The 13,704-nt window shown below is 61.8% G+C and carries 11 protein-coding genes and 1 pseudogene; 7 read left to right on the forward strand and 5 right to left on the reverse strand.

Annotated elements, in window-relative coordinates; translation table 11 throughout:
• Positions 1–11 precede the first annotated feature (11 nt).
• Genes gatA through G559_RS0112375 form a run of 4 tightly spaced genes read left to right on the forward strand, consistent with a single transcriptional unit; the run spans position 12 to position 3,751 of the window.
• The gene (gatA, locus tag G559_RS0112360; RefSeq protein WP_028628511.1) at positions 12–1,463 is read left to right on the forward strand and encodes an Asp-tRNA(Asn)/Glu-tRNA(Gln) amidotransferase subunit GatA; all 1,452 of its coding nucleotides are present in this window, start codon (positions 12–14) and stop codon (positions 1,461–1,463) included.
• A gap of 11 nt (positions 1,464–1,474) precedes the next feature.
• Positions 1,475–2,920, forward strand: coding sequence for an Asp-tRNA(Asn)/Glu-tRNA(Gln) amidotransferase subunit GatB (gene gatB / locus G559_RS0112365; protein ID WP_028628512.1), 1,446 nt, complete (start codon positions 1,475–1,477; stop codon positions 2,918–2,920).
• Positions 2,921–2,973: 53 nt separating this feature from the next.
• Positions 2,974–3,360, forward strand: coding sequence for a septal ring lytic transglycosylase RlpA family protein (locus G559_RS0112370; protein WP_028628513.1), 387 nt, complete (start codon positions 2,974–2,976; stop codon positions 3,358–3,360).
• A gap of 13 nt (positions 3,361–3,373) precedes the next feature.
• Positions 3,374–3,751, forward strand: a complete 378-nt coding sequence (locus G559_RS0112375) for a carboxymuconolactone decarboxylase family protein (RefSeq protein WP_028628514.1) — start codon at positions 3,374–3,376, stop codon at positions 3,749–3,751.
• A 107-nt stretch (positions 3,752–3,858) separates the two neighbouring features.
• On the opposite strand, the gene G559_RS0112380 is transcribed toward G559_RS0112375, so the two are convergent.
• The 3 genes from G559_RS0112380 to G559_RS0112390 form a co-directional block, all read right to left on the reverse strand.
• Positions 3,859–4,800 (reverse strand): AEC family transporter, encoded by a 942-nt coding sequence (locus G559_RS0112380; RefSeq protein WP_028628515.1) that lies wholly within the window; start codon positions 4,798–4,800, stop codon positions 3,859–3,861.
• Positions 4,801–4,953: 153 nt separating this feature from the next.
• Positions 4,954–5,514, reverse strand: a complete 561-nt coding sequence (locus tag G559_RS0112385; RefSeq protein ID WP_028628516.1) for a response regulator transcription factor — start codon at positions 5,512–5,514, stop codon at positions 4,954–4,956.
• Positions 5,515–5,538: 24 nt separating this feature from the next.
• A complete protein-coding gene (locus G559_RS0112390) occupies positions 5,539–6,795 on the reverse strand; it encodes an ATP-binding protein (RefSeq protein WP_028628517.1) in 1,257 nt (418 codons plus the stop codon).
• Between the two features lie 282 nt (positions 6,796–7,077).
• Between G559_RS0112390 and G559_RS0112395 the strand changes: the two genes are divergently transcribed.
• From G559_RS0112395 to G559_RS0112405, 3 genes and pseudogenes are all read left to right on the forward strand, one after another.
• Positions 7,078–7,794: an SIMPL domain-containing protein gene (locus G559_RS0112395; protein WP_028628518.1), complete on the forward strand. Its 717-nt coding sequence runs from the start codon at positions 7,078–7,080 to the stop codon at positions 7,792–7,794.
• Between the two features lie 213 nt (positions 7,795–8,007).
• On the forward strand, positions 8,008–9,609 hold the full coding sequence (locus G559_RS0112400) for an ABC transporter substrate-binding protein (RefSeq protein ID WP_028628519.1): 1,602 nt from the start codon (positions 8,008–8,010) through the stop codon (positions 9,607–9,609).
• A 54-nt stretch (positions 9,610–9,663) separates the two neighbouring features.
• A pseudogene (locus G559_RS0112405) lies at positions 9,664–10,212 on the forward strand (ABC transporter substrate-binding protein); the annotation flags it as partial.
• 16 nt (positions 10,213–10,228) lie between these two features.
• Here the strand turns inward: G559_RS0112405 and G559_RS0112410 are convergent.
• Both G559_RS0112410 and G559_RS0112415 read right to left on the reverse strand, forming a co-directional pair.
• Entirely contained in the window at positions 10,229–11,491 is a 1,263-nt protein-coding gene (locus G559_RS0112410) for a TolC family outer membrane protein (protein ID WP_245586503.1), read from the reverse strand.
• Between the two features lie 50 nt (positions 11,492–11,541).
• Positions 11,542–13,629, reverse strand: a complete 2,088-nt coding sequence (locus tag G559_RS0112415; RefSeq protein ID WP_028628522.1) for a peptidase domain-containing ABC transporter — start codon at positions 13,627–13,629, stop codon at positions 11,542–11,544.
• Positions 13,630–13,704: the final 75 nt, after the last annotated feature.

Genomic DNA, 13,704 nt, shown 5'->3' on the forward strand with positions numbered 1-13,704 from the left:
AAGGGTTCCCCATGCATCAACTGACCCTCGCCGAGATCGCCCGTGGCCTCGCCGCCAAGGAATTCTCCGCCGAAGAGCTGACCCGCGGCCTGCTGGCTCGCATCCACCAGCTCGATCCGCAATTGAACAGCTTTATCAGCATCACCGACGAACCGGCCATCGAACAGGCCAAGGCAGCCGACGCACGGCGTGCCGCCGGTGAGCAAGGCGCCCTGCTCGGCGCCCCCATCGCCCACAAGGACCTGTTCTGCACCGAAGGCGTGCTGACCAGCTGCGCCTCGAAGATCCTCGACGGTTTCAAGGCGCCCTACGATGCCACCGTCGTCGCCCGCCTCAAGGCAGCCGGCGCAGTCAGCCTCGGCAAGCTGAACATGGACGAGTTCGCCATGGGCTCCTCCAACGAGTCCAGCCACTACGGCGCGGTAAAGAACCCCTGGGCCCTGGACCGCGTACCCGGCGGCTCTTCCGGTGGTTCCGCCGCGGCCGTCGCTGCGCGCCTGGTGCCCGCGGCTACCGGCACCGATACCGGTGGCTCGATCCGCCAGCCGGCTGCCTTCACCAACCTCACCGGCATCAAGCCCACCTACGGCCGGGTTTCCCGCTGGGGCATGATCGCCTACGCCTCCAGCCTCGATCAGGGCGGTCCGCTGGCCCGTACCGCCGAGGACTGCGCGCTGATGCTCGGCGCCATGGCCGGTTTCGACCCGAAGGACTCCACCAGTGTCGACCAACCGGTGGATGACTACCTCGCCAGCCTGAACCAACCGCTCGCCGGCCTGCGCATCGGCCTGCCGAAGGAATACTTCGGCGCCGGCCTCGACAGCCGCATCGCCGACACGGTGCTGGCCGTTGTCGAAGAACTGAAGACGCTGGGCGCCACCGTCAAGGAAATCAGCCTGCCGAACATGCAGCACGCCATCCCGGCCTACTACGTGATCGCCCCGGCAGAGGCCTCCTCCAACCTGTCGCGTTTCGACGGCGTGCGCTTCGGCTATCGCTGCGAAAACCCACAGAACCTGGAAGACCTGTACAAGCGCTCCCGCGCCGAAGGCTTTGGCGCCGAAGTGAAGCGCCGCATCATGGTCGGCACCTACGCCCTGTCCGCCGGCTACTACGACGCCTACTACCTGAAGGCGCAGAAGATCCGCCGCCTGATCAAGAACGACTTCGTCAGTGCATTCAATGAAGTCGACGTGATCCTGGGCCCAACCACGCCCAACCCGGCCTGGAAACTCGGCGAGAAGAACAACGACCCGGTCGCCCAGTACCTGGAAGACATCTACACCATCACCGCCAACCTGGCGGGTCTGCCAGGGCTTTCCATGCCCGCCGGCTTCATCGATGGCTTGCCGGTCGGTGTACAGCTACTGGCGCCCTACTTCCAGGAAAGCCGTCTGCTCAACGTCGCCCACCAGTACCAGCAGGCGACCGATTGGCACACTCGTGCCCCGGCCGGATTCTGAGGAACACGTACATGCAATGGGAAACAGTGATCGGGCTGGAAATCCACGCACAGCTCAGCACCCAATCGAAGATTTTCTCCGGCAGCGCCACCACCTTCGGTGCCGAGCCCAACACCCAGGCCAGCCTGGTTGACCTCGGCATGCCCGGCACCCTGCCGGTGCTGAACGAAGAAGCCGTGCGCATGGCCTGCAAGTTCGGCCTTGCCATCGACGCCGAAATCGCCGAGAAGAACGTCTTCGCGCGCAAGAACTACTTCTATCCGGACCTGCCCAAGGGCTACCAGACCAGCCAGATGGATCTGCCGATCGTCGGCAAGGGCTTCCTCGACATCACCCTGGAAGACGGCACCATCAAGCGCGTCGGCATCACCCGCGCGCACCTGGAAGAAGACGCCGGCAAGAGCCTGCACGAAGACTTCCACGGCATGAGCGGCATCGACCTGAACCGTGCCGGCACCCCGCTGCTGGAAATCGTTTCCGAACCGGACATCCGCAGCGCCAAGGAAGCGGTCGCCTACGTCAAGGCCATCCATGCCCTGGTGCGCTACCTGGGTATCTGCGACGGCAACATGGCCGAAGGCTCGCTGCGCTGCGACTGCAACGTCTCGGTCCGCCCGAAAGGCCAGGCCGAGTTCGGCACCCGTGCCGAGATCAAGAACGTCAACTCGTTCCGCTTCATCGAGAAGGCGATCAACCACGAAGTGCAGCGGCAGATCGAACTGATCGAGGACGGCGGCAAGGTGGTGCAGGAAACCCGCCTGTACGACCCGAACAAGGACGAAACCCGCTCCATGCGCAGCAAGGAGGAAGCCAACGACTACCGTTACTTCCCCTGCCCCGACCTGTTGCCGGTGGTGATCGAGAAGAGCTTCCTCGACGAAGTGCGCGCTCAACTGCCGGAACTGCCCAACCAGAAGCGCGAACGCTTCCAGAGCGAGTTCGGCCTGTCCGCCTATGACGCCAGCGTGCTGTCCGCCAGCCGTGAAATGGCCGACTACTTCGAAGTCGTGCAGAAGGTTTGTGGTGACGCCAAGCTGGCCGCCAACTGGGTGATGGGCGAACTCTCCAGCCTGCTCAACAAGGATGGCCTGGAAATCGAGCAGTCACCGGTTTCCGCCGATCAACTGGGTGGCATGATCCTGCGCATCAAGGACAACACCATTTCCGGCAAGATCGCCAAGATGGTCTTCGAAGCCATGGCCGCCGGCGAAGGTTCCGCCGACGAGATCATCGAGAAGAAAGGCCTGAAGCAGGTCACCGACACCGGCGCCATCGAGTCCATGCTCGACGAAGTGCTGGCTGCCAACACCGCCCAGGTCGAACAGTACCGCGCCAGCGATGAAGCCAAGCGCGCCAAGATGTTCGGTTTCTTCGTCGGCCAGGCGATGAAAGCTTCCAAGGGCAAGGCCAACCCCGGCCAAGTGAACGAATTGCTCAAGAAGAAGCTCGAAGGCTGACACCATTAAGGACGCCGGGCTTGCCCGGCGTTTTCTTGTCCGAGGTATTCGGCATGTTTCGATCCCTGTTCTGGCTCCCGGCGCTTGCTCTCCTGCTGGCCGGCTGCAGCACGAGCCCTTTCGGAGGCGGTAGCGAGTCTGGCCACGACTACCGCGCCGAAGGCAAGGCGTCCTATTACGGCGCCAGGCACCATGGCAAGCGCACCGCCAGTGGCGAACGCTTCGACCAGCACGCCCTGACCGCCGCACACCGCACCTTGCCCTTCGGTACCCGGGTGAAGGTCACCAACCTCAACAACGACCGCTCGGTGGTGGTGCGCATCAATGATCGCGGCCCCCATGTTCGTGGCCGCATCGTCGACCTCTCCCGCGAAGCGGCCGAACGCCTGGGGATGCTGCGCGCCGGCGTGGTTCCGGTGCGCGTGGAATCCCTCGACTGACTGGAGAATCGCAATGAATGAAGAACGCAAATCCGGCCTGCAGGTACGCCGGGAAGTCATGGGCGACGCTTTCGTCGACCGTGCCCTGGGCAATGCCACCGAATTCACCCAGCCGCTGCAGGACTTCGTCAACGAACACGCCTGGGGCGGCGTGTGGAACCGCGAGGGCCTGCCGCGCAAGACCCGCAGCCTGATCACCCTCGCCGCCCTCACCGCGCTGAAATGCCCGCAAGAGCTGAAAGGCCATGTACGCGGTGCGCTCAACAACGGATGCACAGTCGAGGAAATCCGCGAAGCGCTGCTGCACTGCGCGGTCTACGCCGGCGTTCCTGCCGCCATCGATGCCTTCCGCGCCGCCCAGGAAGTCATCGACGACTACCAGAAGGCCTGACATTTTTCGTAGGGTGGGCTTCAGCCCACGTTGCCTTCCCGCCGCCTAAGTCGACCCTCGATAAACAGCGTGGGCTGAAGCCCACCCTACCGCTTCCCGCGCCGGACTCAGATCCAGCCCGCCCACTGCAACAGGAACAAGCCGATATTGGTGGTCACCACCGCCGCCAGGGTGGTCATCACAATGATCGCCGCTGCTAGCTCATGGTTGGCGTTCACCGCGCGGGCCATCACGAAACTCGCCGCAGCGGTGGGGCTGGCGAAGTAGAGGAAGAGGATTGCCAGGTCGGCATCGCGGAACCCGCACAGCCAGGCGCCGAAGGTTGCCAGGATAGGCAGCCAGACCATTTTCATCAGGCTGGCGCTGATGGCGATCTTGCCGCTGGAGCGCAAGGACGCCAGCGACAGGGTCCCACCGATGCAGATCAACGCCAGGGGCAAGGTCATCTGTGCGAAATACTCGCCCGAGGTGATCAGCCAGGCCGGCAACGGCAATTGCCAGTACGCCACCGGAAGCGCGGCCAGTACACCGATGATCAGCGGGTTGCTGATGATGCTCCTGGCAAGACTCACGGGGTCGCTCTTGGCATCCGGGCTGTAGATCGCCAGGACGATGGACGACAGCGTGTTGTAGCTGAGGATCACCACCCCGCCGAGGATACTGCCCACCGATAGGCCGTAGTCGCCGTACATGCTGGTGGCCAGGGCCAGGCCAACGATGCCGTTGTTGCCGCGAAAGGCGCCCTGGGTATAGATGCCGCGATCCGCCGCCGGACAGCGCAGGATGGCCCAGCCCCAGCCAATCAGGAAGCACACCAGGGTCGCCGCGACGAAATAGCCAATCAGCTCCGGCCGTAGCGCCGTGCGCAGGTCCGCCTGGACGATCCCGAGGAACAGCAGGGTCGGCATGGTGCCCTTGAACACCAGCGATGACGCGGTATTGATGAAGGCGCTATCGATCCAGCCGAGGCGCTTGAGGCCCACGCCCAGGAACAGCATGGAGAACACCGGCGCGGTGATGCTGAGGGTCTGCTGGACGACGGCGAGCATGGGTGAACCTTGGCGGCGGGAATAGATAGGCGGCTAAGGATACCAATTACGGCGGGGAAATGGCTTTCGCGGGGCTTGCAGAATCAGGGGCGGAACATCTTTGTAGGGGCGAATGAATTCGCCCCTACAAACAAGGAGCAGACCGGGACGGGATCAGCGCCTTACCGGCCGCTTCTGCAGTTTGCGCTGCAAGGTCCGGCGGTGCATGCCGAGGGCACGGGCGGTGGCGGAGATATTGCCGTCGTGCTCGGCCAGCACGCGCTGGATGTGTTCCCACTGCAGGCGATCCACCGACATCGGGTTTTCCGGCACCAGGCTGTCCAGGTCGGCGTGCTCGGAAAGCAGCGCGGTCAGTACATCGTCGGCGTCGGCCGGCTTGCACAGGTAATTGGTGGCGCCGCGTTTGATCGCCTCCACCGCGGTGGCGATGCTCGAATAGCCGGTCAGGATCACAACGCGCATCTCGGCATCCAGTTCCAGCAGCTTGGGCAATAGCACCAGGCCGGAATCACCGTCCATCTTCAGGTCCAGCACGGCGTAGTCGGGCAGGTCTTCCTTGGCCAACTGCAGCCCTTCTTCGGCGGAACCGGCCACCGTCACTCGCAGACCGCGACGCGTCATGGCCCGCGCCATTACGCGAGTGAAGGTGGCGTCATCGTCCACCAGCAGCAGGTGGGGTTGCTCTTCGCCTTCGATCAGGGGTTCGTCAGTCATCTCGCTTCCTCTTCGTCAAGGCACTCAGGCGACGCCATAGGTGCGCGGCAGGCGCAGCTCGGTCAGGGTGCCGCCTTCTTCATGGTTATAAAGTTTAACCGTACCGCCGGCGCGGGTAACGCTGGCCTGGCTCAGGAACAGGCCGAGGCCGAAACCCTTGCCCTTGGTGGTGAAGAACGGCCGGCCAAGCTGCTCCGCGATGGCCAGGGGTACACCGGCACCGTGGTCGCGGATGGTCAGGACCATCCATTGGTGATCCCAGTTGACGCGGATGTCGAGCTTTTCCGGACAGGCATCGGCCGCGTTGTTGAGCAGGTTCAACAGCGCCTGGGTGAGGTCGGCCGGGGGTTTCAGCCTCGGCGCCACACCAAGCCCCATGCACTGGTAGCGGTAGGTGGCTTCCGGGCGCATCAGGTGCCAACGGTTGAGCGTGACTTCCAGCCACTCGATAACCGATTGCTCCACCACCGCCTGGCGACGATCCGCCTCTGCGGCGCGCACCAGTTGCTGCAGCGTGTCCTTGCAGAGCATGACCTGTTCCTGCAGCAGGGCCAGGTCGTCCTGCAGGCCTGGCTTGTCGCCATATTCCTGGCGCAGTTCCTTGAGCAGCACGCTCATGGTCGCCAACGGTGTACCCAGCTCATGGGCGGCACCGGCAGCCTGAGTGGCCACCGCCAGCAGTTGCTGGTCGCGCATGCTTTCCTCGCGACGCACCGCCTGCAACTGGTCCTGGCGCCTCAGCTCTTCAGCCATGCGTGCGACGAAGAAGGTGATCAGCGCGGCCGCCAGGGCAAAGCTCAGCCACATGCCGTAGATCAGCAGCGACTCACGCTGGCCGGTGGGCATTTCCAGCGGATGGAACAGCACCAGCAGCAGGGTATAAGCCGCCAGCGCAAGGCCCGCGAGCGTGAGGGTGTAGAGCCAGGGCAGGGTTGCCGCGGCGATGGTCAGCGGGACCAGGTAATAAGAGACGAAGGGGTTGGTCGAGCCCCCGGAGAAATACAGCAGCACGCTGTGGATAACCAGGTCGAGGCCAAGCTGGACGGCATATTCCAGCTCGGTCACCGGCCAGGGCCCGCGCAAGCGCAGCGCCGTGCCGACGCAGAGCACCAGCGAGACGCCGAGGGTCAGGCTCAGGGCCAGCCAGGGCAATTGCAGCAGTTGAGCCTTGTAGGCAAGGCCGACCGAGCCGGCCTGGGCGGCCAGGACAAGGATGCGGATCAGGGTCAGCCGCAGCAGGTTCTGGCGGCTGGCAGACAGTAGCTGTACGGGTTCGAGCATGGGTACTCCCTGGAATCGCCGGAGTATAACCAAGGCGGACCGGGGATCGCCTCTGCGGCAACTCGCCGCAGCGGCCCCTTCTAGCTCGCTGGGCAGGCCTGCGGTCTGCTTGGTGAATGAATTCGCCCCCACAAGGTCATCAAAAAGCCAGCATTGGCTGGAACATCTGTTCCAACTGTTGGTCAATTTGCGTCGTCGTTAACCCGAATGGCCGGTTACCCTCGTCCCATACGGAGAAATACCGCGCAACCCGCGCGGAAACCTGTCCCACAAGGAGTCGTCATGCCCAAGTTCACTCGCCTCGCCGCCGCCCTCGCCCTTTGCGCCGCCAGCCTCGGCAGCCTCTCGGCCCAGGCCGGCGACGATGTCCACTACAACCAGGTGGCCGTGCGCGCCGAGGTCAGCCAGGAAGTGGCCCACGACCTGATGCACGTCACCCTCTACAGCGAATCGCAGAATACCGACCCGGCCAAGCTGGCGGACGAAATCACCCGCACGCTCAACGCCGCAGTGGAAAAGGCCCGCAAGACCAAGGGTGTCACTGTCAGCCTGGGCAGCCGCAACAGCTACCCGGTGTATGACGAGAAAGGCCAGAAGATCACCGCCTGGCGCGAGCGCGCCGAAGTGCGCCTGGAAAGCGCCGACTTCGCTACGCTCTCCCAACTCAGCGCCGATCTGCTGGGTCAGCTGAAAATGGCCGGGATGAACTTCAGCATCGCAGACAAAACCCGCAAGACTCATGAAGACGATCTGATCAAGCAGGCTGTCGATGCCTTCAAGGCCCGCGCCCAGCTGGCTACCAGTGCCCTGGGCGGCAAGGGCTACAAGCTGGTCAACCTGAGCCTGAACAGCGCCGGTTTCCAGCCGCCGCAGCCGATCATGATGCGTGCCATGGCCGCCAAGGGTTACGCCGACGGCGCTGCCGTTCCCGAGATCGAGGCCGGCACCAGCCGCGTCAGCGTCAGCGCCGATGGCACCATCGAAGTGCAGATGCCCTGATCCAAAACAGGGCGCCGCGGCCTTTCGGGGCGGCGCCCTCTCCCCTCCTCAGGCTTGAATTTGCAAAATTGCGACAAGCCCTTACAGCTTTATCCCGCCGACTACACTCTTTCCGGTCCAGCTCTTGCGCCGGGCATATGCCCTGCATAGCTTCTCGCAAGGCCCCCACAAAGGGCCCCTCACGATGACAAACAGAATAAACATGAGGTCAACATGCGTAAAAACGCCGTCATCCAGGCACTTGTCGCCGCAGGGCTGATCGCCAGCGCGCCCTTCGCCAGCGCTGCAAGCAACCTGGTGTTCTGCTCCGAAGGCAGCCCCGCCGGTTTCGATCCGGGCCAATACACCACCGGCACCGATTTCGACGCCGCTGCAGAAACCGTCTTCAACCGCTTGAGCCAGTTCGAGCGTGGCGGCACTGCGGTGGTCCCGGGCCTGGCCGAGAAGTGGGATGTTTCTCCCGACGGCCTCAGCTACACCTTCCACCTGCGCAAGGGCGTGAAGTTCCACACCACCGAGTACTTCAAGCCCACCCGCGATTTCAACGCCGATGACGTGCTCTTCACCTTCCAGCGCATGCTCGACAAGGAACATCCGTTCCGTAAGGCGTACCCCACCGAGTTCCCTTACTTCACCGACATGGGGATGGACGCCAACATCGCCAAGGTCGAGAAGATCGACGCCAACACCGTCAAGTTCACCCTCAACGGCGTGGACGCCGCGTTCATCCAGAACCTGGCGATGAGCTTCGCCTCCATCCAGTCCGCCGAGTACGCCGACCAGTTGCTGAAGTCCGGCAAGGCTGCCGACATCAACCAGAAGCCCATCGGCACTGGCCCCTTCGTCTTCAAGCGCTACCAGAAGGACGCCCAGATCCGCTTCACCGGCAACAAGGACTACTGGAAACCCGAGGACGTGAAGATCGACAACCTGATCTTCGCCATCAACACCGACGCCTCGGTGCGCATGCAGAAGCTCAAGGCCGGCGAATGCCAGGTCACCCTATTCCCGCGTCCGGCCGACCTGGATGCACTGAAGAAAGACAGCAACCTGGACATGCCGTCCCAGCCGGGCTTCAACCTCGGCTACATCGCCTACAACGTCACCCACAAGCCGTTCGACAAGCTTGAAGTGCGCCAGGCGCTGGACATGGCGGTGAACAAGAAAGCCATCATCGACGCCGTCTACCAGGGCGCCGGCCAGCTCGCCGTCAACGGCATGCCGCCGACCCAGTGGTCCTACGACGAGACCATCAAGGACGCCGGCTACAACCCGGAGAAGGCCAAGGAACTGCTGAAGGCCGCCGGGGTTGCCGAAGGTACCGAGATCACCCTCTGGGCCATGCCGGTCCAGCGTCCGTACAACCCGAACGCCAAGCTGATGGCCGAAATGCTCCAGTCCGACTGGGCCAAAGTGGGCATCAAGGCCAAGATCGTCACCTACGAGTGGGGCGAGTACATCAAGCGCGCCAAGGGTGGCGAGCATGACGCCATGCTGATTGGCTGGAGCGGCGACAACGGTGACCCGGACAACTGGCTGGGCACCCTCTATGGCTGCGACGCCGTGGATGGCAACAACTTCTCCAAATGGTGCGACGCCAGCTACGACAAGCTGATCAAGCAAGCCAAGGCCACCCCAGACCAGGCCAAGCGCACCGAGATGTACAAGCAGGCCCAGCACATCCTGAAAGACAACGTGCCGATCACCCCGATCGCCCACTCCACTGTCTACCAGCCGATGCGCAAGAACGTGCAGGACTTCCTGATCAGCCCGTTCGCGCTCAACTCCTTCTATGGCGTGAGCGTCGGCAAGTAAGCCGGCAAACGGGGCCTTCGGGCCCCGTTTTCATTTCTGCCCCAAGGAAGTCCGATGCGTCGAAGCCTGCTGACCCTCGCTCTCTGCCTTCCCCTCTACACAGCCGCCAGTCAATCCCTAGTCGTCTGCACCGAAGCCAGCCCCGAAGGCTTCGACATTGTCCAGTACACCGCCGCCACCACGGCCGATGCCTCGGCCGAGACGGTCTTCGACCGCCTGGTGCAGTTCGCGCCCGGCAGCACCCGGCTGCAACCGGGATTGGCGGAAAGCTGGAGCATCAGCCCTGACGGCCTCGTCTACGAGTTCCAGCTACGCAAGGGCGTTACCTTCCACAGCACGTCCTGGTTCACTCCCAGCCGTGAACTCAACGCCGACGACGTGCTCTGGAGTTTCCAGCGCCAGCTCGACCCGGCTCATCCCTGGCACACGCTGTCCCCGCGCGGCTTCCCCTATGCCGAATCCATGGCCTTCGCGCAGTTGATCGAGCGCATCGAGAAGCTCGACGACCACCGCGTGCGTTTCACTCTGAAACACCCGGAGGCGCCCTTTCTCGCCGACCTGGCCTCCAAATACTTCGCCGAGTGCTCCGACCGCCTGCTCGCTAAAAGCACGTCTATGTCTATTCAAGCAACACATTGATCTTGTCAAGATCCACTGGTGACAAAGCACCAATAGCCGCCTTGAGCCGCAATTGCGCAAATAATACATCGTATCGAGCCTTGGCAAGCTGCTGCACGAAGTCACTTAACTGGCCTTGTACCTCAAGCACGTCCGCGCCCGTGCGCACCCCAACTTGATAGCCTCGTCGATTCGATCTCACTGCTGTATCCGCAGAAACCCGTGCCACCTCCAATGCCTTGACCTGGGCAATCCCATCCATAACACCAGACCACGCCTCGCGTGCGGCCAGAGCCGCACCACGCCGTGTATCCTCCAGTTCATATTCGGCCTGCTGGTGCAGTGCCACAGCCTCGCGCGCAGACGAGGTAGTCCGACCACCGCTGAATAGCGGCATACTCAACCGTACTCCAATGGCCGCGGACTCGCTGCGCTCTGTGCTGACATTGGGACTTTGCTGCATGTTCTGGCTGACTACCATATCGAGTGTCGGCAAGTGTTCCGCCTTGCGACTGCGAACCTCGTTGCCAGCAATCTGCAGCACCAACTCCTGAGTCTGTACCTCAAGACTGTCCCGCTCCGCATTCATGACCCATGCTTCCACATCAACCGGTTCCGGTGGGCTCAGCATCACTTGGTTCCCCAAGCGTTTAAGCGCCCCTGGGCGCCTGCCCGTGAGCCGAGCCAGCGCATGACGGGCCAGCACTAGATCACTTCGGGCTTTCACCAACTGCGCCGTAATTCTATCGTGGCTCATTTGAGCCTCGTGCACGTCGACGATGCTGGCATTGCCCAGGTCGAAATTCTTGCGTGCGCTGGCTAGTTGTAGCTCGTCTGCCGCCTGCAACTGTTCCAGTGCGTCAATCACATCGGCCGCGTTCAGAACATTGAAATACGCTTCAGCCACACGCAACATCAACGCTTGGCCAGCACTCTTCGCTTGAAGCTCGGCAAGTAGTTTTTGTAGTCCGCCCTGTTGGTACTGAATCCAACTTTGCCAGCGAAACAGCGGCTGCACTAGTTGAACGCCATAGCTGCGGTTCTGGCGGCGCTTCTTTATCGCCCCATTGACGACTTCGTACTCGGTTTCGCTCCAACTCGTCTGAGCGTCGAACGAAATCTGCGGCAACAGTCCTGCTCGCCCCTGGTTCAGCCCTTCATCTCCTGCGCGCCGCTGAGCGAGGGCAGCGGAATACTGTGCGTCGTGTCTCAGAGCGAGTCGATAAGCTGTCAGCAAATCATCCGCCCGAACCGGATCAATCACGCTTGCCAAGCCCCAGGTCCACAAGACCAGCCATCCTCGTTTCCCCCATATCATGCCGAAACTTGGCTCTCATCGAGACGAACGTCTTCCACGATGCAGCCCCGCTCCAGACAGACAAGGCGCTTGGCAAAAGCAATGGTTTCACGTCGGTGGGCTATTGTGATCCGGGTAACTGCCATCTGGTGCAATGACGTCACTACATGCTTTTCGCTGTGCAGATCCAGATGGCTGGTAGCTTCATCCATGGCCAAGATGCGTGGCTGCTTGTACAGAGCCCGAGCCAGTAGAACCCGCTGCCGCTGCCCGCCTGACAGCCCGCTTCCCATTTCAGCCATCAATGTCTGATAGCCCATGGGCATCTTTGCAATCGCCTTGTGGATATGGGCCTGACGGGCTGCCTCTTCAATCCGCTCCTGACTTGCATCGGGATCGAAGCTGGCGATGTTCTCTGCCAGCGACCCAGCGAATAGTTGATCCTCTTGCATGACAGCACCGACCAGATTTCGCAGGGCCTGTGGTCCCAACTGCCGAACTGGAATGCCACCCACTAGAATTTCGCCCTCAGTCGGCGTAAGCAGACCAAGCATCAGTTTAAATAGAGTGCTCTTACCGCAGCCCGAGCGGCCGACGATTGCCACAGACTCGCCCGCCTTGATGGTCAGGGACAGGTTGCGCAATATCCAGGGCTCCCCCTCTGCGTAACGGAACGACACATCCCGCAGCTCAATACTCGGCTCTATCCGCTCCAGGTCGGTCTCCATCACACTTTCAGGTTCCGGCGACTCCAGTGCAATATCTGCCAAGCGCTCCGCGTGCAACGACAACATTCGTATCTCAACGCAGAGATCGATTAACTGGCTGGCTCGACCAGTAAACTGGCTCTTGTAGGCAATGAACGCCAACAGCATGCCCAGCGACAACTCTCTTTCCAACACAGCCAAACCGCCCAAATAGAGCAACAGCATGCTCTCCAAACCAAAGATCAGGGTGTTGAGACTGGCGAACACGAGAAGCAGCTTCTGCGTGGCCACGTCCCGGTTCTGAACGTCAGCGAGCATGTTTTGCCAGGTCGCCAACCGCAGTGAAGCCGTGTTGAACAACTTGAGCGGCTGAACCGCCCGGATCGTTTCCAGAAAGTAGGAATTCTCGCGCGCAGCCAACACAATGCGCTCTTCGGAGGCATTACGAAGCGGCTGATAAAACACAGCTCTTAGGCTCGCGTACAGCGCAAGGGCGACCAGTACAATACCGGTCAAGGTGATGCTGTAGAGCAGCATCATGCCGAGCGTGATCAATGTGACCAGACCATCAAGCACCACCATGATTGCCCCGTTGGTGAGGACGTTGCGTATGGCGGTCAACGAGTGGAAGCGAGCCGTGATATCTCCAAGCTGGCGCTTCTCGAAGAAGGTCCAGGGCAGGCGAAGCAGGTGGCTGAAAAGATTGCCCGACCACTGCAAGGCAAGCTGCTGATTCAGCCGAAGCCCCATCCAGCCACGTGCCATTCGCAGCGCGAAGTCGATCACAATCAAGAGACATCCGCCCAGCACCGCGATCAGCAACAGATCCCGATCCGACGACACCAGCGCACCGTCAACCACCCACTGCGTCACCTGTGGGGACAGCAGTGCGACCACCTCCAGCGCCAAGGCAAGCACGAAAATATTGGCCAGCGCCCGCCTCAAGCCTACCGCACGCCCGATCAGGTCGCGCAGACGCACACGAGTCTTCTGCTGGGCCGGGCGGAACGTCGCGTTCGGGCTCAGTTCCAGCGCAATGCCGGTGAAATGCGTCGACGCCTCACTCAGCGACAGAGCACGGCGCCCCACGGCAGGATCAAGCAAATAGAGACGATTTCCCCGAACCTTCTCCAGCACCACAAAGTGGTTCATGTTCCAGTGCAGGATGCATGGCAGCCTCAGCTTACCGACATCTTCGAGTTCTAGCCGCAATGGACGGCACGAGAAATCGAGGATCTGCGCATATCGCACCAATTGGGCAAGGTTAGTGCCTTTCAATGAAATAGAAAAACGTCGGCGCAGGCTAATCAAATCAAGGTGAAGATCATGGTAACCAGCGATCATCACCAGGCAAGCCAGTCCGCATTCCTGGCTTTCCGCTTGCAATACTGCTTTCATGCTTCAACGTATCCATGAACCGCATCACGCAGTCAGTCGCGCGACAGTTCTAGAATTTCCTGATGGCAAGGCGCA

The organism is Metapseudomonas resinovorans DSM 21078, from assembly GCF_000423545.1.
Classification (GTDB): domain Bacteria; phylum Pseudomonadota; class Gammaproteobacteria; order Pseudomonadales; family Pseudomonadaceae; genus Metapseudomonas; species Metapseudomonas resinovorans.